19 protein-coding genes and 3 tRNA genes are annotated in these 23,379 nt (G+C 56.6%); 3 read left to right on the forward strand and 19 right to left on the reverse strand.

Going from position 1 to position 23,379, the window contains the following annotated elements:
• Nucleotides 1-208 precede the first annotated feature (208 nt).
• Nucleotides 209-1,381 (forward strand): tyrosine recombinase XerS, encoded by a 1,173-nt coding sequence (xerS, locus tag Q7F15_RS10295; RefSeq protein ID WP_212131970.1) that lies wholly within the window; start codon nucleotides 209-211, stop codon nucleotides 1,379-1,381.
• A 136-nt stretch (nucleotides 1,382-1,517) separates the two neighbouring features.
• On the opposite strand, the gene Q7F15_RS10300 is transcribed toward xerS, so the two are convergent.
• From Q7F15_RS10300 to Q7F15_RS10335, 8 genes are all read right to left on the reverse strand, one after another.
• Nucleotides 1,518-3,098, reverse strand: a complete 1,581-nt coding sequence (locus Q7F15_RS10300) for an acetate--CoA ligase (RefSeq protein ID WP_304414324.1) — start codon at nucleotides 3,096-3,098, stop codon at nucleotides 1,518-1,520.
• Between the two features lie 177 nt (nucleotides 3,099-3,275).
• The gene (locus Q7F15_RS10305) at nucleotides 3,276-4,184 is read right to left on the reverse strand and encodes a C40 family peptidase (protein ID WP_171564864.1); all 909 of its coding nucleotides are present in this window, start codon (nucleotides 4,182-4,184) and stop codon (nucleotides 3,276-3,278) included.
• Between the two features lie 275 nt (nucleotides 4,185-4,459).
• On the reverse strand, nucleotides 4,460-5,086 hold the full coding sequence (locus Q7F15_RS10310) for a fumarylacetoacetate hydrolase family protein (protein WP_212131972.1): 627 nt from the start codon (nucleotides 5,084-5,086) through the stop codon (nucleotides 4,460-4,462).
• Nucleotides 5,087-5,161: 75 nt separating this feature from the next.
• Nucleotides 5,162-5,695: a hypothetical protein gene (locus tag Q7F15_RS10315; RefSeq protein ID WP_171564866.1), complete on the reverse strand. Its 534-nt coding sequence runs from the start codon at nucleotides 5,693-5,695 to the stop codon at nucleotides 5,162-5,164.
• A gap of 190 nt (nucleotides 5,696-5,885) precedes the next feature.
• A complete protein-coding gene (locus Q7F15_RS10320; protein WP_304414325.1) occupies nucleotides 5,886-6,521 on the reverse strand; it encodes a DsbA family oxidoreductase in 636 nt (211 codons plus the stop codon).
• Nucleotides 6,522-6,745: 224 nt separating this feature from the next.
• Nucleotides 6,746-6,832 (reverse strand) — tRNA-Leu (locus Q7F15_RS10325).
• A gap of 102 nt (nucleotides 6,833-6,934) precedes the next feature.
• Nucleotides 6,935-7,021: transfer RNA gene (locus Q7F15_RS10330), tRNA-Leu, on the reverse strand.
• 57 nt (nucleotides 7,022-7,078) lie between these two features.
• Nucleotides 7,079-7,155: transfer RNA gene (locus Q7F15_RS10335), tRNA-Asp, on the reverse strand.
• Between the two features lie 184 nt (nucleotides 7,156-7,339).
• Here Q7F15_RS10335 and Q7F15_RS10340 point away from each other — a divergent pair.
• On the forward strand, nucleotides 7,340-8,275 hold the full coding sequence (locus tag Q7F15_RS10340) for a C40 family peptidase (protein ID WP_304414326.1): 936 nt from the start codon (nucleotides 7,340-7,342) through the stop codon (nucleotides 8,273-8,275).
• Between the two features lie 232 nt (nucleotides 8,276-8,507).
• The gene (locus Q7F15_RS10345) at nucleotides 8,508-9,446 is read left to right on the forward strand and encodes a hypothetical protein (RefSeq protein ID WP_171564869.1); all 939 of its coding nucleotides are present in this window, start codon (nucleotides 8,508-8,510) and stop codon (nucleotides 9,444-9,446) included.
• On the opposite strand, the gene Q7F15_RS10350 is transcribed toward Q7F15_RS10345, so the two are convergent.
• The 11 genes from Q7F15_RS10350 to Q7F15_RS10400 all read right to left on the reverse strand — a co-directional run bounded on the left by Q7F15_RS10350 (nucleotide 9,443) and on the right by Q7F15_RS10400 (nucleotide 23,374).
• Nucleotides 9,443-10,801, reverse strand: coding sequence for a nucleotide sugar dehydrogenase (locus tag Q7F15_RS10350; protein ID WP_230076916.1), 1,359 nt, complete (start codon nucleotides 10,799-10,801; stop codon nucleotides 9,443-9,445). The two genes, Q7F15_RS10345 and Q7F15_RS10350, sit on opposite strands and share 4 nt — an antisense overlap.
• 28 nt (nucleotides 10,802-10,829) lie before the next feature.
• Entirely contained in the window at nucleotides 10,830-11,648 is an 819-nt protein-coding gene (locus Q7F15_RS10355) for a response regulator transcription factor (protein WP_212131977.1), read from the reverse strand.
• Between the two features lie 24 nt (nucleotides 11,649-11,672).
• A complete protein-coding gene (locus tag Q7F15_RS10360) occupies nucleotides 11,673-13,088 on the reverse strand; it encodes a glycosyltransferase family 2 protein (protein ID WP_171564872.1) in 1,416 nt (471 codons plus the stop codon).
• A 115-nt stretch (nucleotides 13,089-13,203) separates the two neighbouring features.
• Nucleotides 13,204-14,370 carry a HEAT repeat domain-containing protein gene (locus Q7F15_RS10365; protein WP_230076914.1) on the reverse strand — a complete coding sequence of 389 codons (1,167 nt, stop codon included), beginning with the start codon at nucleotides 14,368-14,370 and terminating at the stop codon, nucleotides 13,204-13,206.
• A gap of 45 nt (nucleotides 14,371-14,415) precedes the next feature.
• The gene (locus Q7F15_RS10370; protein WP_171564874.1) at nucleotides 14,416-16,635 is read right to left on the reverse strand and encodes a hypothetical protein; all 2,220 of its coding nucleotides are present in this window, start codon (nucleotides 16,633-16,635) and stop codon (nucleotides 14,416-14,418) included.
• A gap of 347 nt (nucleotides 16,636-16,982) precedes the next feature.
• Nucleotides 16,983-17,213, reverse strand: coding sequence for a hypothetical protein (locus Q7F15_RS10375; protein WP_171564875.1), 231 nt, complete (start codon nucleotides 17,211-17,213; stop codon nucleotides 16,983-16,985).
• Between the two features lie 100 nt (nucleotides 17,214-17,313).
• Complete coding sequence (locus Q7F15_RS10380; RefSeq protein ID WP_212131980.1) at nucleotides 17,314-19,095, reverse strand: M3 family oligoendopeptidase; 1,782 nt, start codon at nucleotides 19,093-19,095, stop codon at nucleotides 17,314-17,316.
• 119 nt (nucleotides 19,096-19,214) lie between these two features.
• On the reverse strand, nucleotides 19,215-20,537 hold the full coding sequence (locus tag Q7F15_RS10385) for an MFS transporter (RefSeq protein WP_230076913.1): 1,323 nt from the start codon (nucleotides 20,535-20,537) through the stop codon (nucleotides 19,215-19,217).
• A gap of 22 nt (nucleotides 20,538-20,559) precedes the next feature.
• Nucleotides 20,560-21,777 carry a M20 family metallopeptidase gene (locus Q7F15_RS10390; RefSeq protein WP_171564878.1) on the reverse strand — a complete coding sequence of 406 codons (1,218 nt, stop codon included), beginning with the start codon at nucleotides 21,775-21,777 and terminating at the stop codon, nucleotides 20,560-20,562.
• Nucleotides 21,778-21,916: 139 nt separating this feature from the next.
• On the reverse strand, nucleotides 21,917-22,474 hold the full coding sequence (locus Q7F15_RS10395; protein ID WP_171564879.1) for an ECF transporter S component: 558 nt from the start codon (nucleotides 22,472-22,474) through the stop codon (nucleotides 21,917-21,919).
• Nucleotides 22,475-22,537: 63 nt separating this feature from the next.
• Nucleotides 22,538-23,374, reverse strand: a complete 837-nt coding sequence (locus Q7F15_RS10400) for an energy-coupling factor transporter transmembrane component T family protein (protein ID WP_171564880.1) — start codon at nucleotides 23,372-23,374, stop codon at nucleotides 22,538-22,540.
• Nucleotides 23,375-23,379 lie beyond the last annotated feature (5 nt).

A 23,379-nucleotide genomic window follows, 5' to 3' on the forward strand; every position in this document is an offset into this window, starting at 1 on the left:
TTTTCACAAAATGTCCATATGACAAAGACAAAAAAGTAAGCGCTATCAACTCATGGCAGCATGTTTACCATACCCAGCGGCGTCTGTTCGCATGTACCTGATGCCCGCTCGGTTGTTCGGCTGCAGGCCGGCAAAAGGCAATTCTCAACCTATCCTCTTTTTGCTAGAATATATGTTCGGTATCTTAGACGAGAATGGTGATGTGAACATGACGGTGACCAAACAGCGTGACGCTCTGCAGCTCTTAAAGACCATCCCTTTGTTTCCCTGGTACGTGGAAAAGTTCGTGGAGCACAAGAAGGCGAAAAAACACTCCCCTTCCACGCTGTTGGGGTATTTGCGCGACTTCGCCTTCTTTTTTCGCTGGTTGATGGCCGAGGGGTTGACCGACGCGCCGGAGATGAAGCAGATTCCGCTGCACGTGCTGAACGACTTGAAAAAGGAAACCGTGGAGAGCTACATCCTTTACCTGCAGGAATCCCACCTCTACGAGCGGGCCGCTCTCTTGGACAAGCCCACGCGCAGTTCCCGCCGGGAGTACAGCGATCAGACGATCAAGCGGAAAATCTCCAGTCTGAAGTCGCTGTTCCATTACCTGGCGTCGCTGGCGGAAGACGAAAACGGTGAATCCTACCTCACCCGCAACGTCATGGCCAAAATCGAGGTGGAGGCGGACGAACTGACCCCGCTCGCCCGGGCTCACGCCATGCGCGCCAAGATCTTGATCGACGGGGAGATACACCAGTTCGTCGACTTTGTCTACAACGGCTATCTGGCCCACTGCACGACCACAAAAAAACAGCAGTACCATTACCAGAACCGCGATCGGGACGCAGCGATCATCGCCCTGATCCTGTCCGGGGGGTTTCGCGTATCGGAAATCGTCAACCTCAATCTGTCCGACGTGGTGCTGGAAAAAAACCAGCTCAAAATGGTGCGGAAAGGAAAAAAGGAAGACGCGCCGTTTTTCAGCGACTGGGGCAAAGAGTACCTGCAGCGCTACCTGCAGGTGAGGAGCAAGTACCAACCGGCCGCAGGGGAACAGGCGGTGTTTCTTGCCGTATCGCCGACCAAACCGCACGGTCATCGGATCGAGGTGCGCTCCGTGCAAAAGCTGGTGAAAAAATACGCCCAGGCGTTTGGCATTCCCGACCTGTCCGTTCACAAGCTTCGGCACAGTTTTGCCACCCAGTTTCTCCGGCTTAACCCCGATCCGCACCAGCTTCAGGCACAGTTGGGCCACTCCAAACTGGAAACGACGATGCAGTACGCTCATGTGCTGGAAGATGCCTTGAGCGAAGCGGTCAACCGGACGACCCGAACGGTGGGCACGCTCTCCCCCGATACAACAGAGACGCACGATCCGACGGAGGAATCCTAGGGGTTTCAAATGAGCAAGACCTGCTTGCCGCAGCGGGCCCCACTCCACTTCGGCGGCGACAGTGTGCGGCATGAAAAACAGGTCCGGCCATGCTGGCGTTCGGACCTGTTGTGCTTGGATGGATGTGCGGCCGCTGTCACGTGCGCATCCGGTTGCTTTCCATCTGCCGAAGCTCGACGCGGCGGATTTTGCCGGACGTGGTCTTGGGCAGATCGGCGACGAATTCGATCTTGCGCGGGTATTTATAGGGGGCAGTCAGTTTCTTGACGTGTTCCTGCAGCTCACTGACCAGCGCATCGGACGGCGAGGCTCCCTGTTTCAGCACGACAAACGCTTTGACGACGTGGCCGCGTTCCGGGTCCGGACTGGCGACAGCGGCGCATTCCGCTACTGCCGGATGCTTGACCAGGGCATCCTCCACTTCAAACGGGCCGATCGTGTATCCGCCGGAGATGATGATGTCGTCGGCGCGGCCCTCGAACCAGATGTAGCCGTCCTCGTCCATGCGTCCCTGGTCGCCGGTGATGTACCAATTGCCGCGAAAAGCCTTGGCCGTTCGCTCCGGATCGTTTAGATAACCCTTGAACAGGGCGATCATCCCGCGGTCGATGGCGATGTCCCCCACGCTGCCTTGGGGCACCTCGTTCCCTTCCTCATCGACGATGGCCACGCGGACGACGGGAGAAGGGCGGCCCATCGAACCGGGCTTGGGGTCCATGCCGGCAAACGTCCCGATCAGGAGCGTGTTTTCCGTCTGGCCGTATCCGTCGCGCACAGTGATGGAAAAGACTCGGCGGAAGGTGTCAATCACTTCCCGGTTGAGCGGTTCGCCGGCGGAACATGCCGTCCGCAGCGCCTTCAGCCGGTATTGTTCCAGACCGGAGACTTTGGCCATCAGCCGGTACTCGGTCGGCGTGGCACACAGGACGGTAATGGGGTACTGCTGCATCAGCGTGAGATAGGCGGTCGGGTCGAAGCGTCCCTTGTACACGAATGCGGTCGCACCCATGCCCAGCGTGGAGACGAACGGGCTCCACACCCATTTGGCCCAGCCGGGTCCGGCCGTCGCCCAAACGAGGTCCTCCTCACGCACATCCAGCCACAGCTTGGCGGCCACTTCCAGGTGAGCGTACGGCCAGCCATGCACGTGCATCACGCCCTTGGGACCGCCGGTCGTGCCCGACGTGTACGACAAAAAGGCCAGTTCGTCCGAACGCGTATCGGCACAGACAAATTCATCGGATTGTTCGCCCAACAGTTCAGTCAGGGCAATCCAACCTTCGCGCGCCTTGCCGATGGTGACCAGTACCGTAAGCGATGGACATTGGCCGCGAATCCCGTCTACTTCTTCCACGATGCCGTCAAAGCCGATCACAGCCTTGGCCGGTGCGTGATTGACGCGGTATTCGATATCTTTGCCGCGCAGCATCTCGGAACCAGGAATGATCACTGCCCCCAACTTGAGCAGCCCAAGGTACAGCCCGTACGCTTCCTTGCCTCGCGGAACGAGCACGAGAACCTTGTCCCCCCGGGAAATCCCGAGCGACTGCAATCCGTTGGCGATGCGGTTGGAAAAACGGCGCAGTTCGCCGTACGAAACGATGGTTTCCTGACCGTCATTGGCAACTTCCCACACGGCCGGCTTGTCGGGGTGGCGGTTGGCCCACTCATCCACCTGTGCGGCAAAATTGTATCGTTCCGGCATTGTAAGCTGCATGAACATTCCCCCATTTCAAACAGGTATATAGGGTTACTTCTTCATTTTTTCAATTTTCCCTTTTTGGAAAATCATTCGACTTTTCCGATCAAAGGTACTGCCTGGTTCAAACAAACTGCCTGGCAAAGAAGAAAAAAGCTCCCGCGCCGCCGCGCGAGAGCAAAGCCTGTCCGCTCGTTATTCCGGAATGACGCGTTTGATCGTGACGACGCGTTTTTCCCAATTGGTGCCAAAGAATGTGGAGTACGTGACCCCCGGCTTGCCATAGGTGTGCAGAATTTTTCCGTCCCCTGCGTAAATGGCCACGTGCGTGATCCGGTCTGAACTGCTGCCGGAACTGCGCATGAAGATGAGATCTCCTTTTTTCAGCTGGCTTTTGGATACGGTTTTGCCGACAGTCGACTGCTGGCGGGAATCGCGAGGCAGGGTGATGCCTGCTTCCCTGAATACGCGCTGGGTAAACGACGAGCAGTCAAACGTACTGGTCGTATTGCTGCTGGAACCATACTTGTACGGCGTCCCCAGGTACTTTTCGCCGATGCGGATGATCTGGTCCGCGATGCTGCTCACACTCTCGTTACTGCTCGACGCTTTCGGCGCAGCTGACGCCGTCGCCACATAGCGGCGGGCCCCCAGAAACTTGCTGTCGTAACCGGAGAGCTGCTTGAGAACGACCTGATCCTCGCGTTGGGACGAATAGACGAACTGGCCGCCGCCGATGTAGATGCCCATATACGTCGGTTTACTGCCGCCGCTGGACGAGAAGAAGAGCAGGTCACCCGCCTGCAGTTCATTCCTGCTCACCGGGGTACCGCCGCTGTACAGAGCCGTCATCGTATTGGCGATACGCATACCCGCCTGTCTGTAGACGTAAGTTGCAAACTGCGCGGAACCAAACGATTCCGGTCCTTCCGCCTTGTATTGGTAGTCTTTTCCGATCAAGGATTTGGCCGTCTGCACAATCGTTTCGGACATGGCAGAATTTTGCGAATATGCTGCTGCTTGTCCGACCTGACCACCCAGCAACAGGGATGTACTCAGCAAGAGGCCGATCGTTGATTTCCTTATCCAATCCCGTTTCGTCATCCTCTTTTCCTCCTTGTCATGATGTGATCCCGGTCAAGGGGTACATGGACAAGGGTAACGTAGGAAAAACAGGCAGATAACCCCTAAAAATTTTCCAATGCGGTAATTGGGACCTTGGAACCAGCTGCACTGCTACGTGACAGGACAGCGCTGCACACCGCTGTTCATCTGTGGGCAGCCCCATTTGGACAAGGTCGTTTCACACCAAAAAAACAGCCATCTATTGCCACAAACAGGCAACGAGATGGCTGCATGGTTGTCACACGATTACAAGATTACACCAGCTTGGCTGTAAAACTTCCCCATGTTTCGCCGCCCCACAGCAGCGCGAAGCGGTCGTTGTCCGCCACCGGACCGACGCCGGCCGGGGTCCCTGTGAAGATTACGTCTCCTTCGCCCACGCCAAAATGCTCATGCGTGTAGCGAATGATGGTCATCAGGTCAAAGATGACGTCGCGGATGTTTCCCCGCTGGACTTCCTCCCCGTTTTTTTTCAGAGAAAAATCGGTGGCGTGACAAGCTGCCAACCCCGGAAACGGCCGAAATGCCGTCAAGACGGCAGAATTGCGGAATCCTTTGGCCAACAGCCAGGGATGTCCTTTCTTTTTTAATTCGGATTGCACATCCCGCAGCGTGAAGTCTATCCCCAGGGCGATCTGATCCACCATCTCCTCCAGCGTCAGGCCCGGTTCGTACGGCCGGGCGATGCGAATCACCAGTTCGGCCTCGTAGTGAAGCTCGCCGCGGCTGCCCGGCAGCTCCAGCTGCTGCCCGTTTGCGTATGCGAGCGCATGCGTCGGCTTGCTGAACAGCATCGGATACTCCGGAACGGCATTGCCCAGTTCGGCCGCATGCAGACGGTAGTTGCGCCCTACGCAGTAAATGTTGCGGATCTGTTCCATGTCTATTCGCTCCTTTATATCTGTTGGTGCTGGCTTCTCCTCCTTACTATATCACGCCAATTTTTGGCTGGACAGCTACTCTGTTTCCCCGCTGCCCCATACAGCGCCGTACCAGAGCCGGGCATTGCCCTCCGCCTCCAGGGCGCAGACGGTGTCGCGCAGCGAATCCAATACGGTTTCCAGATCGCGCTCCCCGCCGGCCGGCCAGTAAAACTGGTAATAGAGCATGCCTGCCGCTGCGTCCAATTGGTGAGCCGTCACCTGCAGGTCCCTTTTCCCGATGATGACGCTCTGCCGTGCCCGCAGCGTGTCGGAGAGGGGAAATATCCCGTCCCACGCCTGTGGATCGTATTGCGAGGTGACTTCCACCAACAGACGAGCGGAGTCGTGATCGCGCTGAAACGCGACGCGATCCTCCCGATAGAAGCCGCGTCCGGAAGGCAGGTGGTCTTCGATGGCAAAGCGGATACCCGCCGGGAGATCGGCAGGTTTCAACGCCGCGACCAGCCTTCCCGGGAGCCAAAAAAAGTCGTCCGGATGCCGCACCAGCTTTGCTCCCATCACATACAAGCTGACACGCCCCCGTTCTTGCCGCACTTCTACAAACATGACGGCACCTCCTCGTCTTACAGTATGGTCAGAGGCGCTCGCCCCAAAACAAAAGGGAGGCAGTCGTCGGATCGACTGCACTCCCGTTCTCGCAGCGTTTTCATTCCGTTGTCCGTTAGGAGTAAAAGCCAGGTCGCGATCCTCCCTGCGCAGACGGCGGTTTGGGATTGGCGCAGGGGGTGATGGATCGTTACAGGAGTGTCGACATGTCGGTAGCCTGACGGAACGCTTGCAGGAAGTTGTCCGCCGGATGGGCGCCGGACAGCGCCAGTTTGCCGTCGATGATGAAAAACGGAACGCCGGTGATGTTCAATTCGCGTGCATACGCCAGGTCTTCGGCAATCTCCTCCCGTTTGGCGTCGGAGACAAGCTGGCTGCGGACCCAGTCAGCATCCATCCCCTGGGAGACGGCGATGGCGGCAAGCACATCCAGGCTGCCGATGTCTTTCCCTTCCTCAAAGTACGCCTGAAAAATCGCGTCCACCAGGTCGGTCGCCTTCTCCGGCGGCGCCAGTTTGATCAATGTATGGGACGCATACGTATTGGGCCACATTTTCACCCGGTCAAAGCGAAACGGAACGCCTGCCGCCTCACCCGCGTTGGCGGCATGCTGCACCATACGCTCCACGACGTCGCGACCGCCTTTCATCGCCGCCATCGTGTCCCAAAACGGCAAGCCCTCTTTGGGCGTATCCGGATTGAGCTGGTACGCGCGGTAACGAATTGTCACAGGCTCGCCGCCCCACTGACGAATCGCGTCAAACAAATGTTTTTTGCCGATGCGGCACCACGGGCAGATCGTGTCCTGAAAAATTTCAATGATCATGCTGAAAACTCCCTTCTGTGCAACTGAGGATTTCCAAGGCAGGCACAATTCATGCTCGAATGGTGAGCGGACGGACTGCCTCACCATCCGAAACACGTAAAAAAAGCCCAAGCGAAATGCGCTTGCGCTTTTTCGAATCTCGTCTAGGTTGTGGTTTGAGCTGATGCAAAAAGGTACAACGGTACGTGAACACGTACCATGTACCGTCTTGTACGGGATAGGTATGGTGCGGTCGAGAGGACTTGAACCTCCACGGTGTTGCCACCACTAGAACCTGAATCTAGCGCGTCTGCCAATTCCGCCACGACCGCATGGTACGGTGTGTATCGCAGGTATTCACATTGTCAATTAACTGCTGTTTTCCGGATTAAGCTGCCCGTACATGGCCCTGCTTGCACAAGAGGGATAATGGATGGTGCGGTCAAGAGGACTTGAACCTCCACGGTGTTGCCACCACTAGAACCTGAATCTAGCGCGTCTGCCAATTCCGCCATGACCGCATGTACATGGTGCCGAATCGCTGCACCGGTGTCGCTGTACGCGAAACGTTGTTGTAATGGCGGAGCTGACGGGACTCGAACCCGCGACCTCCGGTGTGACAGACCGGCGTGAACTCCAGCTTCACCACAGCTCCGTGTCTTCTGCCATCTGCTGATTTTCATCTCAGCGACTCTTGTAATATAGCATGGTCGAAAGGGAAAAAGCAAGCACTTTTTTGTCGTTCTTTGAAAAAATTTTTCATAGATTTACCATGCAAATTTCGCTACAATTTACCATAGAGACTTGCGGAAAATGCTGAATGATGGAGACGAACGACAATGAAACCAACTTCACGAATTTTCACTATCCTCTCCTTTATTGCCTTGACGACGTCAGCGGCGATCCCGACAGCCGCCGCGCAGGAATCTCCCGCTGTCTATGTTGTGGCGGCCGGAGACACCTTGAGCAAAATCGCGCGTGAACACGGGACGACCGTGCAGGTGCTGATGCAGATGAACAACTTGACATCCGACCGGCTGGCGATCGGACAGAAGCTGAACCTGCCGCTCTCCGAAATCGCCCATGCTGAAACGCCGGTTCCACAACTTGCTGATGTTTCGCCGGCTTCCGGCAGCGATGTCGGTGTCCGCCCACCGGATATTGCTGATAGCCGGAACATGACAGTGACGGCGGATGTGCTGAATGTGCGTCAAACGCCTTCCCTCGACGGCGCGATTCTGGGAAAACTCCCCTTCGGCACCGTCGTGCAAATCCTGGAGCATGGTGCTGAATGGAGCAAAATCGCCTATGGATCGACGGAAGCATACGTCTACACTACCTATCTGAGCGACACCGCTGCCACTGCTCCTTCTGCTTCGCTGCCCGTTTTTTCTGATGATACCCGCGGCGCGGATCGTCTGCAGGCGATCGTCCAGCCGCTGCTGAAGACCCCTTACGTGTATGGTGGAACGACACCGGACGGATTTGACTGCAGCGGCTTTACCGCCTACGTCCTTCAGCAGCTTGGCGTCACGCTGCCACGCACGTCGGAGGAACAGTTTGCCGGTGGACAAGCCGTTCCCCTGGAACAGGCCGTACCGGGCGACTTGCTCTTCTACGACTCGCTGAACAAAGGGCGCGTCTCCCACGTCGCCCTCTACATGGGCAACGGCCTCATTGTCCACGCCAACGGAACCGACGTCCGTTACGAAAAAGTGGAAAACATGCACAAGCTCTACCCCTTTTACGGAGTGAAGCGCTACCTGATCCAATAGCTCCAATAGATCGCTCAGCGCGAACAAGAAACGGCAAGGCTTGCACTGGCCCTGCCGTTTTTTTATTTGTCATATACCCCTGTTGGCCGGTGTGGATATGACGCGCCAAGTCCTGTTCCGGACTGACGTCTGCGCCAAAAACGGGAGCAAAAATAAGACTTTTCGCTTTGTTTTTTTCCATCCTACCTGTGGTACAACTATGCTGAGTAATTCCAATCAGGAGGAAGCCGTTATGAAACTGTTTCGTCCCTCGTCGCGCGGCACGTGGATCGCTGCGGTAAGTGCGCTCCTCTTCCTGCCGTTTGTTTTTCCCGTACTCTCCCATGCTCCTGCTCCGGTTGAGGTCCAATCGGACGATCGCCGTCTGATCAAGGCGACGTGGCTGTGGGACGTACGCCGGATCGCGACCGAACCGGACGAGATCCTTTCGTTTTTGCAAAAAAACGGTGTGACTCTGCTCTACCTGCAGGTAAAGCCATCCGACGTCTCCGTCGATCACTACCGGCACTTCATTCGCAAAGCGCGGTCGCTTGGCATCGATGTACACGCCCTGAACGGCCAGCCTGAGTGGGCGCTGCGTAAACGCTATGACGACCTCCAGGCGTTTGTCGATTGGGTGCGTCGATACAACGATGCTGTACTGAGAAGCGAGAGCTTCACCGGCATCCACCTCGACATCGAGCCATATCTGCTTCCGCAGTGGAAAACCGACCGTGACCGAGTCATCCGCGAATGGAAGGAAAATACAGAACGCATCGTCGCGCAGATCAAGGAACACAGCGATCTGGTCGCCGGGGCCGATCTGCCCTTCTGGCTGGATGAGGTTCCGTCTGTTCCCGGAGAGACTCCCTCCGGGCAGCTCAGCTCGTGGATGATCCGGCAGTTTGATCACGTCACCCTAATGGCCTACCGCAACCAGGCAGTTGAAGACGACGGCATCATCGCGCATGTCCGCAGTGAGCTGAACACTGCCGCTGCCTGGAACAAGACCGTGCTGGTCGGCGTCAGCATCAACGCCACGAACGAAGGCGACAAGGTAAGTTTTTCGGAAAAAGGAAAGGCCGAGATGCTGCGCCAGTTGTCCATCACTGACGCGCATCTGCGGCCATTTGCCTCATATGGCGGGCATGCCATCCATGATTACGCCTCGTGGAAAGCGGCGAAGGACTAGATCGCCATGGACGGTTCCTTCGCCTCCACTGGCGCAATGGAGGTACCCAGTTTGTATAAGTGCGGAACATGAATGCCGTCGAAAGCGTTACGCGTATCCAGAATGGCGACGCCCAGGTCGGCCAGTTCACGGTAATTAAACGCACTGTGGTTGGTGATCAGTACCATGATGTCATATTTTTTCCACTCGCGGATGTCGTACTCGACGCTCTTGACTTCTTGACCGTGTTTGTCTTTGAACGTGACGGCGTGCGGATCGTAGTAGTCAACGAACGCCCCTGCATCCTTGAACAGTTCGTATACTTGCAATCCCGGAGATTCGCGCACGTCGTCGATATCCGGTTTGTACGCCATACCCAGCAGCAGGACGCGCGAGTTGCGCAGCGATTTGGCGTAACGGTTGAGAATTACAGACGCTTTGTAGACGACGTAATCGGGCATGCCGTTGTTGATCGATTGGGCCAGGTCAATGAACTTGCTGAAGAAACGGTAGCCTTTTGCCTTCCACGACAGGTACATCGGGTCCAGCGGGATGCAATGGCCGCCAATGCCCGGGCCGGGATAGAACGGCATGAAGCCGAACGGTTTGGTCGAGGACGCTTTGATAACTTCCCACACGTCGATGCCCATCCGTTCGCACATGAGCGCCATCTCGTTGATGAAGGCGATGTTCACGCTGCGGAAGGTGTTTTCCAGCAGCTTGGACATTTCCGCCACTTTCGTCGACGAAACGGGAACGATGTTTTCAATGAAGTTGCTGTACAACTTGACACCCAATTCCAGGCATTTCTCGGTCGTACCACCGATGACTTTCGGTGTATTGGTGGTTTGGAAACGGTTGTTGCCGGGGTCCACCCGCTCCGGCGAGAAGCACAGGAAAAAGTCGACTCCCACACGGTAGCCCATTTTTTCCAGCTCCCACTGAATCAGTTCTTCGGTGGTGCCGGGATAGGTGGTGCTCTCCAGCGTGATCAGCGGTCCGTTTTGGACGTAGTGTTTGATCTGATCAACGACGCGGGAAATGTAGGACGTGTCCGGGTCCTGATTTTCACTCAGCGGCGTCGGCACGCAAATGCTGATTGCGTCCAACTCTTTCAATACGCGGTAATCGGCGGTTGGAATAAACCGGCCTTCTTCCACCAACGGGCGGACTGACTCGTTGGGTACGTCGCCAATGTACGACTCTCCCCGCTGCAGCGTCTCGATTTTTTTCAGATCCAGATCGATGCCAAACACGGTAAACCCGTGTCTCGCGATCTCGACGGCAAGCGGTAGGCCCACATAGCCCAATCCGATGACACCGACTTTTGCTGTTTTGTTTTCAATTTTTTGCTGCAATGCCGTAAATCTGTCCACTTGGCATCCCTCCGGTTTATTTGTATGTCTAGGAGACTAGCAAGCGCTTGATGCGCCAGTCCAGCTCAATGGGGGAAAATGGTTTGGTGATATAATCGGCAACGCCTTTTTGGAAGCATTTGGTCATGTCTTCCTCCAGACGTTTGTCCGTCAGCACCACAATTTTGCATCGCGCTTCAGGTTCCTGCTGCTCTCGAAGCCAATCGATCACCTGAAACCCGTTCATCACCGGCAGCGTTAGTTCAGTGATTACCAGGTCAGGACGCAGCTGCAGGTATTTTTCCATCCCCTCTGCGCCGTCTATTGCGGTATGCACATCGTATCCGCTGCGCGCGAACCGAACCGCCAGGAGCTGCCTGACGACGGGGTCGTTCTCAATTAGCAGCAGGCGGTGAGGCCGCACAGACGGTTGGCACACGACAAACTGCAAACTGTCTGCGGCTCCGGCCTTTTGTTCCAGTCGCCGGATCACTTCCTGATACAACGCCTCGAACGAATCGCCGCTTTCGGGAAAGCTGGCAATGTAGACGCTCCCTTGCAGCCGGTGGCGCTCCTGCAACCTCTCCTTGACTTGCAGCGCCAGATAGTGCGTATCGGCCAGCGTTGTGCCGTCCAACAAGAGGAACAGCACCTTTGACTCGTCGTCGTAAAAGACCTGAGCAGCCTGCCGGGGATCGCGATCCTGGATATACTGCTGCAGTCCGGCCCATTCCGGGTCACCGTCTGATTCGCATCGGGCGGCAATCAGACCGCACGCCAGGTTGCTCGCCTCGTAGTACCGCAAAAAATACGACAGCTTTTCGGCAAACCGGGACTCTGCCACACGTTGGTTACCGCTTGTAGGCATCTTCTCCACTCCTTTGCAGATGCGTCACGATTGTCGCGTCTCTACTTTCCAACTCTGCCGCGTCATGACACCCCACGTGTTGTTCTTGCGGAAAAACTCAATGTGACCGAGGAGGCGCCAAATCGCTCCCAATTGGTAGTACCCGAAAAACATCAGGAATCCGTATCCCAGCAGCTTGGCCAGATCGCTCATTTTCGGATAACGGCGGAACGCCCGCTCTTCCAGCAAAATGGCGCTGACGGTGAGCATGTAGCCGTACAAGAGGTTGATCGCCATAAAGACCAGAACGATGTGTGCATCGGTCATGTCCATCAAACTGTATCCGATCAGGGCGAGCAGCCCGGTCAGCTTGAAATAGGGATTCAGCGTTTCAAACATCACGTTGTAAGGCATGGTCAACAGGCCCATGATCTTATACTTCGGATTGAACAGCATGTGCCGGTATTCCAGCATGTTTTTCAGGTTACCCCGGCCCCAGCGCTTGCGCTGACTGCTCAAGATACGGAATGTGTCCGGCGCCTGCGTCCAGCAGACAGCATCGGGACAAAAGGCAACACGGTACTTCAGCTTGTTCTCCAGCATGTACTTGTGCAATTTAATGATGATGTTCATGTCCTCGCCGGGGTACCCTTCGCGGTAGCCGCCAACTTTGATCACGCAGTCTTTGCGGAAGAGGCCAAATGCCCCCGACACGATGATCAAGCCGTTGATCGAGCTCCATCCAATCCGACCGCCGAGGAAGGCTTTCATGTATTCGATGGTCTGAAACATCGGCAGCAGTTTGTCAGGAAGCCTCACTTTCTTGACGATGCCGTCCTCGATCAGGCAACCGTTGGCGATGCGCACGTTTCCGCCGATGGCGACGGTCTCTTCCGGATTTTCCATGTACACCTGTGCCATCCGGATGAGTGCGTCTTTTTCCAGCAAGGAATCGGCATCAATTGACGCGATCAGCGGATAGTGGGACAAGTTGATGCCTGCGTTGAGTGAATCCGCCTTGCCGCCGTTTTCCTTGTCGATGACATAGAGCTGCGGGTACTGCGGGTTGTGATAAATCCCTTTAACGGGCGACGAGTGCACCACATTGCGGATCCGGGCGTGCGGCTGCCGGATCAATCCAAATTCCTTGATGAGCACCTGCAGCGTATCGTCCTTGGACCCGTCGTTGATGACAATCACTTCGTACTGCGGATAATGCAGAGCCAGCAGGGAGCGAACGTTCTCGATAATCGTCAGCTCCTCATTGAATGCCGGCACCAGGATGGAGACGGGCGGGACCCGATCCGATCCGGCAAGTGACTGATAACGGGTATACCGGGAACGCTTCATGATCTTCGAGATGTTCAGATGCGAGAAGATGGTAATCAGCAGGTATATCGAGTTGACCACCATGACGTAGTACATGGCAAACAACCCGTAACCCAGCAACAGATCGCGCATAATTCCTCCTTTCCCTCCGAAGAAATCTTCCATCGTAGACCTTCCGATGAAGTTGGCTTTCTCTCACGGAAGTAGTTCGTGCTGCTATCTCCCTTCTCGGGGAAGTATTCCACGCTTATCCTGTCATATGGCCTGCCTGCTGCGTGTTGAAATAAGAGTGGTACATGGCCTGCTTGGTTTTGGCTCCTGCGGCACCAGCCTGACCGCTGACGTCGCTCTCGCTGCGGAGCGCTTCCTGGATGTTTTGCATGGCCAGGTCGGCGATTTCAGGCTGCTTCGCCTGCGAAGCGATCTCGCACAGGGCTCTGAATCCGTCGTCGCCGAGTGCGGCCAGGCTGCGGGCGGAATTGTACCGCACCCACCAGTTCTCATCTTCAATGGCCCGACTGAGCAGCGGCACATAGCGGTCGTCTGCCCATCTGCCGATCGACTTGGCCGTAAGCGATCTGATCTCCCAATCCGGGTGCGTAATGAGCGATTCCACCTGCTGTGGCGTCACCCCATCCCCTGAACGGAGCAGCAGCTTGGCTGCGTTGATGCGGATCTCTTTCTCGTCCGCACCGATCAGCTTCCACAAGCTGCCGAGCAGCTCCTGGTCAGCCGTGGACGGCATCCCGGCCATCGCAACCAGCACCAGCCGCCAATCGGAATGTTCGATCCACTCCCGCATCAGCGGCACAGGATCGACAGCCGACTCGCTCAGAATCTCGGCCATAAGCCGGGGCGATTCCGGAGAAAGGGCGACCATGTGCGTAACCATTTCACGCAGATCCGCCGTATCTCTGGCGCAACGGGCGATAGCGCGGGCGATGATAAAGCGGCCCGGTTCGTCTCGCTCCGTTTTCAGGACCGACAACAGCGCAGGAGCAGCCTGGCTGCACCCCATCGCTCCCAATTTGTAGGCAGCGTCCAAGCGGCTCACGCCAAACGAACGGGACAGACGGGCCAGTTCCATTTCCGGCAGCCCCAGCCGCTCAAACAATTCGGCCAGCCGCTCGCGGTGTCTTCCTTTGACGCGCTCCGCCAGCTCGATCAACTGCTCTTCCAACACGGCCAGGTCCCACTTGTCGAGCGGACCAATCGGGAGTTTCAACTCCTCATCCGCATCGAGATGAGCGATGACGTACGCCACATAGTCCTGCTGCTTTTTTCGTGCTTCGTCTTTCATGCGAGCCACACGCAGGTTTCGCCACTTGAACACGAGCAGGAGGACCATCCCGCTGACAATCAATGCGGATGCGACGCAGATAAACCCGTATGCGATCTGCAGATGTTGAAACATGCTTCTCGCTCTCCTCTCCTCTCCTCTAACTTGACTACCTTGCCACTAGCGGTCGGCCGGAATGGTCTGCAGCGCTTTCTGGTAGATCGAATAGCTCTCTTTGAGTCGTTCCGAAAACTGCGGCAGTTCCCACTCCCGCCAGGTATACCGCTCCCATGTCGAGAGCGGAACAACGGTGCCGTCCACTCCCTGGAGCCGTCCGGACGCTTTATCCCCCCGCAGGGCAATGATGCGAATCCCTTCGGTCTTGACGGCGTCAAACGACTTTGTATTGCCGTCTCGATAGCTCAGGACGTGTTTTGTACTTGGATCGGTAAACCCGATCAGCATCCAGGGAATGCGTACTTCCAACCACTCACCGTTGACCTGCCAGTGTGCCTGTGAGCTGTAGCCTTCTTTTCCAACAGCGGTCGTCCCCCGACGTAATTTTCCTACCACCACCTCCTCAAACGGATGGTACTGCTTCGTATCCGGGGGAGTCATCTCCAGGCTGACCGCCAGCTTCACCGGCGTAAACACTCCGGAATTGTCTTGGCGCTCTTCCTCCGGGATGCTCAACATTCCGAAACGCTCTCCGTACAGTCGGCGATGGAAATCGTATTGGGCCGCCAGTTTGACCTGGCTTTCCTGCTCGGTTCCCAGCACAGCGAGCGCCTCCAGTCCCTCATCCAGCGACAGTCCGGGCAGTTCGCCGGATTGCCGGTTGCCGCCCGGTATGGTGTCAAAGCCGAGGTACAACGTTTCCTTCTCCGGCTGAAACGCACCGTCCAACCGGGCCAGCAAGTAGACGTAAGCTTCGTCATGCGTCATCCAGATGTCGCGAAATCCGGGCATATGTGCCGGCATCTTTCGTTTTTCCTCCGCCGGCAGCCTGTCCCAATCGTCCGCCTTTCCGTCGATGACCAGATCATCTTCCTTGCCGGCATCCATCGCCAGAAGCCCGAAGAACGATTCATTGGTCAGTTCGTTTTTCCAGTACGCCCGCCGGTCTTCCGGAATCTCGAACCGCATGGTGTTCCAGGTCCGTTTAAACCATTCGTCCTGCCAGGTGAACAGTATGGCGCCCGAATACCCTTCGGCGTAAATCTCCTGAAGCAGTTCCGCATTGATGCGTCCCTGCTCGCGCTCGTCGTGTCCGCCCTGATCGCGTCCCAAGGGGCCAAGGTGCGCGACTCCCAAGGACGAGGGAACACCAAACTCGGTAACCATGACAGGCATCCCTTTGTGGTGGGACTTCAATTGCCTGAGGTAGGATTTGTACGGATCGATCTCGCCGCGCTCGTTTTTCACCGTTCTGACCTCCGGATCAAACCGGAAAAAGTCCGGATAATACGGATAGACGTGATAGGCGGCGAAGAAACCCGCCTCCCAGTTGACGTTCTGGATATGCGTCGGATCGACGCTGACCATGTCCTCGTGAATGATCGGTTCACCCGGATGGGAGAGCGGATCGGTCGTGACCCAGTTGGTAAACGTCACCGGATGCTGCCAGCCCCGTTTGGCTTCCAGTTGGGCTGTATAATCAAGCATCTCCGCCAGCCAGCTCTCAAACGGCGTGGCTGCGGGAGCGGCCTGAAAGTGACGCCCGTGATACATCGGTTCCTGTCTGCGCACTCGGTTTGTCTGGCTCACCATTTCCGGGTCCCATTCGGTTCCGATATGCCAGCCCAACAGGTAGGGACCGGCATTGGCTGTGTATGTACCACTTGCTTTGCCCTGCCGTTCGGGAATCTCGATGTCTCCGTACACCGCTCCAACGGCGTATTCGATTTCCTGGCGAAACTCGGTCTTGATCTCCGGTAAAAACGCATCCTTCTTTTCAATCAGCGCTTCTTCCGGCGACCAGATTCCCTGAATCAGGTAGAGCGGATCATCGGCGTGCTTCCGATTGAACTCCACCAGTGTCTCGTAGAAGACAGGCTGATGGATGGTGTAAATCCGCACGGCTCTGACACCCAATTCGTACATCTGGCCGAACCAGCGTTCGTAGTCTTCTTTTTGGATCGGCAGTTCGCCAGGATAATGCCCCGGCAGGGATGCCCCCAAGTTTATCCCTTTAACGAAGTAGGGTTTCCACGTGCTGTCTTTATACATCTGTAGCTGCTCGCCGTGCGTGCGGAATTTTATATGGTGTCCCTCCGACGTTTGCACCGTCTCAACCTGGGCAGACGTGGGAAACATCCACATGGCAAAGCCGACAGTGGCGCCGGCGAATCCCGCGAGGAGCAGCCAACTGATTCGTTTGCGAATCCCAGCCTTCTCCATCTCGACACTCCCCGATCACGTTTTACTCGGATTGACACGCCTGTCGGTCATTATACGGCAGGAAATTCCACACCGGCCATAGTCGCAGTTTCCTGCTTCACGAACACCTGTTTTGTAACGAAAATGTAATACAATTCCATTTTCGTGCCCAAATTCCCAGATAAATCATCAACCAGTCCTGCAACCTGTCAAGGACATATGGACAAAAGAAATGGAATGGCAGGATATGTAAACGCATACATAGGTCCATTTTACTTGAAAAAATTGGTATGTTGCTCCCAAAAAAGAAGCCTTCCACTTTACATGGAAGGCTGATTTATTACATGTTCTTTACAACAAGGCTGGGTCTACTGGTGGGTGGACTGTTGAGAGGAGTGTTGCTGGCCAATCTCGATTTTGCCCAACGCCTGTTTCATTTTGTCCAACTGCAACTGGTAATCCCGCACTACCTCGGTCAAGACGCTGACCGACTCCTTGAAATCGGGTTCATTCGTAATCCTGTCGATGGCTCTATGTAAATGGAGCATCTTGTTTTCCGTTTCCCGCAGAAGATCAAGCAACTGCAATCCGTTCACCACAATATCACCTCATCCTTTTTTTCATATCGTCTCCACCTGACCGGCTGGCTATACACACGTAAAAGCCCGACGGTAATCGTCGGGCTCTTGGGTAGGTCGGTTAGCTGCGGGATGCGGCCAGGGAGACGAATGTCTCCACATCCTCCGCGATCAGGGCGAGCGAGCCGCGCCAGAAATCGACGGAGCGGACGTCCACGTCCATGATGGCGGCAACGTCGGCTATGTTCATCTTGCCGGTGACCGCAAGCAATTGGTCGTACTGTTCAACAAACGAAGCGCCGCGCTTCAGGTACTCGGCGTACAGCCCTTTGGCAAACAGGAGGCCAAACGCGTACGGGAAGTTGTAGAAGTTGTAATCGGCAAAGTAGTAGTGCGGCTTGCACACCCACATGTACGGGTGCAGGAATTCGTGGTCCAGGCCGTCGCCGTACGCCTCTTTTTGCGCCTGCAGCATGATTGCCTTCAGCTCGTTGACGGAAAGCGAGCCGTTTTCACGGCGCTTGAACACCTCCGATTCAAACAGATAGCGGCTGTAGATGTCGACAATGACTTGTCCTTCGCCGGAGATGGCATTTTCCAAAATGGCAAACGCCTCTTCCTCGGTCGCCTGCTGAAGCGCCGCTTTGGCGATGATCGTCTCGCAGAAGATGGAAGCGGTTTCGGCAATCGGCATCGGATAGTCGCTGTTCAAAAACGCTTCGTCTACCAGGCACTCACCGTGATAGCCGTGTCCCAGTTCGTGGGCCAACGTGCTCACGTCGTTGTACGAGCCGGTGAAGTTGGCCATGATCCGGCTTTCCTTGACGACGTGCAGGTTGTGGCAGAACGCGCCGCCCCGTTTGCCTTCGCGCGGTTCGGCGTCAATCCAGCGGTTGTCAAACGCACGCGCGGCGTAGTTGGCCAGCTTTTCACTAAAGCTGCCGAAGTGTTTGACGATAAAGTCCCGCGCCTCTTGATACGTAAAGCGCATGTCCGCCTCTCCCACGGGCGCAAACAGATCGTAGAACGGCAGTCCGTTCGCGTGGCCCAACAGCTTCGCTTTCGTCCGGTAGTACTTGTGAAAGACGGGCAGGCTTTCGCGCATCGCGGTCAACATCGCGTCCAGCGTTTCCTTGTCCATGCGGGAGTCCTGCAGCGTTTTGTCGAGAGCAGATTCGTAGCCGCGCAGTTTGACGGTGGTGATCACCTCGCCCTTGATGCCGTTCAGGCAGGCTGCAGACGATTCCTCGATTTTCTTGTACGCGGCCAGTTCAGCCTCATACGCCGTCCTGCGCACTTGCGGATCTTTTTCGTAGGCCATGTTGCGCACGACCGACAGCGGCAGCTGTTTCGCTTCGCCATCGACGGTGATGTCTACCATTAGTGTGGAGGTGAGCAGTTCCTGCAGCTTCGACCATGCGTTGGAGCCGGTGTTTTTCATCTTTGCCAGAATGATTTCTTCTTTTTCGCTCAGCAGGTACTTTGCCTTTTGCGCCGTCTCGGTGAGGAAGAACCGGTGCGTTTCCAGCAGCGGAGACTGGCTGATCAGACTGTCCAGGCCGGAAAGCGATCCCAACCACTTTTGAAACTGGACGCCTGGCTCCACCAGTTCCACCGCCTGCTCCTGAATCCGCTCCACCAATTGCAGGGCGCGTTCGTTTTTTGCGTCGACACTGGCGGTCAGCTCGGCAAAATGATACAAACGGGACTGCGTTTGCAGCACAGACGTCAGTTTGGTTATGTACGTTTCCATTTTGTTCACGGCGTCATCCTGCCCATGCAGGTGCTCTTTGCTCCACGCTTTCAGTTCCTTCATCTCACTGCACAATTTGTCCCAATCTTTTTGCAGTTCCGGGGAATCGAAAGACGGGTACAACACGTCCAAACTCCAGCGCATCTCCATACACACGTGCCTCCTTAGCAACTTCTTGATCAATTCCTTCCTTATTGTAAAAAAAATCTTATGGAGTGAGCAAGTTTTTCAAAAGGAACCCCTACCCTGATTCCGGGTAGGGGCAACGCTTACACTTTCATCTTTGTTTCGGGATGCTGCACCAGGGTCTGCCGCTTGATCGCCAGCGTCAGCAGGGAGCACAGGAGTAAAAACCCGCTGAGAAAAAACAAGCTGGCTGTCATGCTGCCCGTCGCTTCGTTCAAATACCCGAGCGCATAAGGGCCGAGAAAACCGCCCAGGTTGCCGATGGAGTTGATCAACGCGATGCCCACCGCCGCCGCTTCCTCGCTGAGGAACAGCGCAGGCAGCGCCCAGAACGGTCCAAAGAAGCTGTATATTCCAGCCGTCGCCACACCCATCATGAGGACGGAGAGGTACGGATCGTCGGTAAAGGCGCAGATGATCAACCCGAGCGCTCCCACCGCCGGAGGGATAGCCGCGTGCATCCGCCGTTCCCCGGTACGGTCCGAGCGGCGGGCCCATGCAATCATCGCCAATCCGCCGATCACATAGGGAATCATCGTAACCAATCCCACCTGCGTATTGGTCAGCTTGCCGGACAGCAGCTTGATGATCGTCGGCATCCAGAAACCGATTCCGTACAACCCCACGACCAATGTGAAGTAAATCAGGGCCAGATGCCACACGCGCGGGTTGGCCAGCACGTCTTTGGTCGTATACCGCTTTTGGTGCTGTTTGGCCATCTGTTCGCGAGCCAGTTCCGCATTGAGCCACTGCTTTTCTTCCGCAGTCAGCCAATGCGCGTCATCGGGACGGTCCGTCAGGTAGAAATAGGTGACAACGCCGCAGATGACCGCCGGGATACCTTCCAGGATGAACATCCAGCGCCATCCCGGCATGCCAAACCAGTTGATGTTGTCCATGATCCAGGTGGAGATTGGGGCCCCGATGATATTGGAAGCGGCCAGCGCCGTCATGAACAAGGCAAACGCGCGCGCCTGCTCCCGTGCCCGAAACCAGTACGTGATGTACAAGATGATCCCCGGGAAGAAGCCCGCCTCTGCCACGCCGAGAAGAAAGCGGAGAACGTAAAGGTGCATGGCGTTCTGCGCCCATGCCGTGACGATCACGACCAGCCCCCAGCTCACAATGATGCGGGCGATCCAGATGCGGGCACCAATCCGGTGCATCAGGATATTGCTGGGTATTTCAAATAGAAAGTACCCGATGAAAAAGATGCCGGACACAAGGCCGAACACCTCGGCGCTCAATCCCAGCGCCTGGTTCATCTCCAGAGCCGCGTAACCCAAATTGACCCTGTCCAAGAACGCAACGATGTACAGCAGAAAAATAAAGGGGATGATTCGCCGCATCACCTTGCGGACAGTCCGCTCGCCGACGGATGGCTGCACGGTTTGTTCCTGATTCATTGGCGTTCCTCCTTCGCGCATTTCAAGCGTGAACCGGCTGTGTCAGATAGGTCAGTGCGGACAGGGCAAACAGTTGGGTCGTCTCCACGAGTTGTGCGATGTCCACGTATTCGTCGACGTGGTGCGGGATGTGCCGGTCCCCCGCGCCGGTGGTCAGGATCGGGATGCCGGCCTTGTGCAAAAACGTCCCGTCGGTGGCGCCGGGCACTCCGTTGAAGACCGGCTCCTTTTTCGCCACTTCCCGGTATGCTGTCGCGACCGCCTGCACCACTTCCGCCTCCATTGGCGTCAACGTCCACGGGCGCTCCTCGATCACGTCCAGCACGGCCTTGAACTGGTCATCCTCGTGCGCCAGCCGCTCCAGAATGTCGTTCATCTCCCGGCGCAGCACATCGTGATCCTGACCAGGTACCGTGCGGATGTCCAGCGTAGTCATGCACTGATCGGGAACGACGTTGATCTGCGGTTCTCCCTTGACCGGGGCCTGCACAATCGTCGGCGTGATGCTGGGCCACCCGAGCATGGGATGCTCTCCCAGACGTTCCTTCTCTCGTCGTTCCAACTCCTCCAGTGCGAGTATCACCCGGGCCATGCGGGTGTTGGGATTCACCCCGGTCAGCGGCATGGCGCCGTGGGCCATTTTTCCGTAGGTCCTGAGGATCGCCCGCATTGCCCCTTTCTGCGTGATGCAAAGCTGGTTTTCCTCGGGCTCGCAGATGATCGCAGCATCCACACCGTCCGCCCACCCGCGGCGGATGAAATCCTTGATCCCGATCATCATGCCTTCTTCGTCGCAAGGGATGCAGAGCAGAATTTTGCCCGGAAATGGGATGGCGGAACGCTGAATCGCCTTGACGGCACAGATTGCCGCCGCCAGGTTGCCTTTTGTGTCGCAGGCGCCCCGGCCGTAGATGCGGCCGCCTGCGATCTGCCCGCCGAACGGGTCGTAGCTCCACGCGTCGCGGTCCCCCTCCGTCACGACGTCCGTATGCGCCTCAAAGAGAAGCGTTTTGCCCGGACGGCCGGAATCGTAAAAGGCGATCACGTTGGGCCGCCCCGGCACCACTTCCTCGTAAAATACCTGAAGTCCCATCTGCTGCAGGGTCTCGGCGACAAATTGGGCGACCCGCTCTTCGTTGCCATCCGGCTGACCTGGCCGATACACGCTCGGGATGCGCACCAACTCCTGCGTCAGGCGAACGACTTCCTGCTCATCGACATAGGAAATGACTTGATTCATGGACAATCGCTCCTCTCCAGATTCTGCACGGATACCGCGATGGGACGGCATTCCGCTGGTCCGTTTCCGTCAGTCCCCCTGCATCACAACTTCCGCCGCTGTCTCACATGCACGCAACCGACAGTACATCATCCCGCTATCACAAATCTCCTGAAATTTTTGACTTTTGTTTGCCGGCCGAGCCGATTTTCTTCCACGCCACCACGACAGCCAGCGTCACGATAACGGAGACGATCGCTTCCGGAAGGCCGCTGAACACCGCTACGCTGGCAGCGACGCCGACCGGCATGTAGCCGCGGATAACCGCCATCCCGAGCACCAGGATCGTGTTTGTCATCGAACCCACAAAGCCGGCAAGGGCAATCGCTGCATGCTCGTTGAGACGCCGCAAACCCGTGTACGTCAGGTACGCCGTGACCCCGATAAACAGCCGCGGCAGGATGGCGACCAACGGGTCTTTAAACAGCGGAACTGTGGCATTTAAAAAGGAAGAAACACCGAAAATGAGACCAATCACCAACCCAACGCCCCACCCTTCCACAATGCCGCCGATCACTGCCGGGATGTGCATGATCGTCGCATTGCCTGCCGCCGTCGGGACCGGAATGAAGCCGAGACGCGTCACGCCCAGCAGGATGGCAATGGCCCCTAACACACCGGCGATCACAATTTTGCGAACCGTCAAGCCCTTTTCCATGCGTCTTCCCTCCTAATTGAATGCTGATTATTGGCGATTTTTCCGTCCAGCAAGCACTCTCCACTACCAGGGTATCGCCACCATCACCGCAGCCATGACCACGCTTGCAGCAATGACAGCGTAATCCCTGCCGTGCGCCTTGTAGTGGGCGTAGCGCGTCCGAGCCGCTCCCGGCGTGTAGCAGCGCGCCTCCATGGCGAGAATCAGGTCCTCCGCGCGAGACAGCGCCACGTTAAACAGCGGGATGAGAATCGGCAGCATGTCTTTCGTCCGTTTTACGATCCGCCACCACTCGCCGGTGCCAAAGTCGGCGCCGCGCGACGCCTGGGCCTTCATCATCTTTTCCATTTCCAGCGCAAAGGTGGGCACGAAGCGGATCGCGATGGTGATGATCAGGGCGAACGCGTGGACGGGAAACCGGATGGCTGCAAGCGGCCGTAACAGCCGCTCCATCCCGTGCGTCAGCTCGGTCGTCGACGTGCTGAGCGTCAGCACGCTGGAGAGAAAGATCACCTCCACAAACCGCATTGCCGACACGATCACCAGCCGAACGCTTTCGCTGGAGATGGTCACAATACCGTACTGGAGATAGATGGTCCCGCCTCGGGCGATTTCCCCGTAAAAAAGCAGCTGCAACACGGCCAAGATGAGGATGAACGGCACAGCCGGTTTTACCCCGGACAGGCCGTAGCGCAGCGGAATCCTGGCGAGGTGAAACAGCCACAAGCAGACAAGGAGACCGAACAGGTTGCCCGCGTAGGTGCCGCAGATCGCAATCGCGAGGATGAGGATGACAAAGGCGGCCAACTTAAACCGCGGATCGAGCCGGTGCACGATCGAACCTGTCGGCAGATACTGGCCGATCGTGATGTTTCGGGTCAATTCAAATTCGGCGGACATGCGAA

It is taken from the genome of Brevibacillus aydinogluensis (genome assembly GCF_961514395.1).
In the GTDB taxonomy this organism is placed as follows: Bacteria; Bacillota; Bacilli; order Brevibacillales; family Brevibacillaceae; genus Brevibacillus; species Brevibacillus aydinogluensis.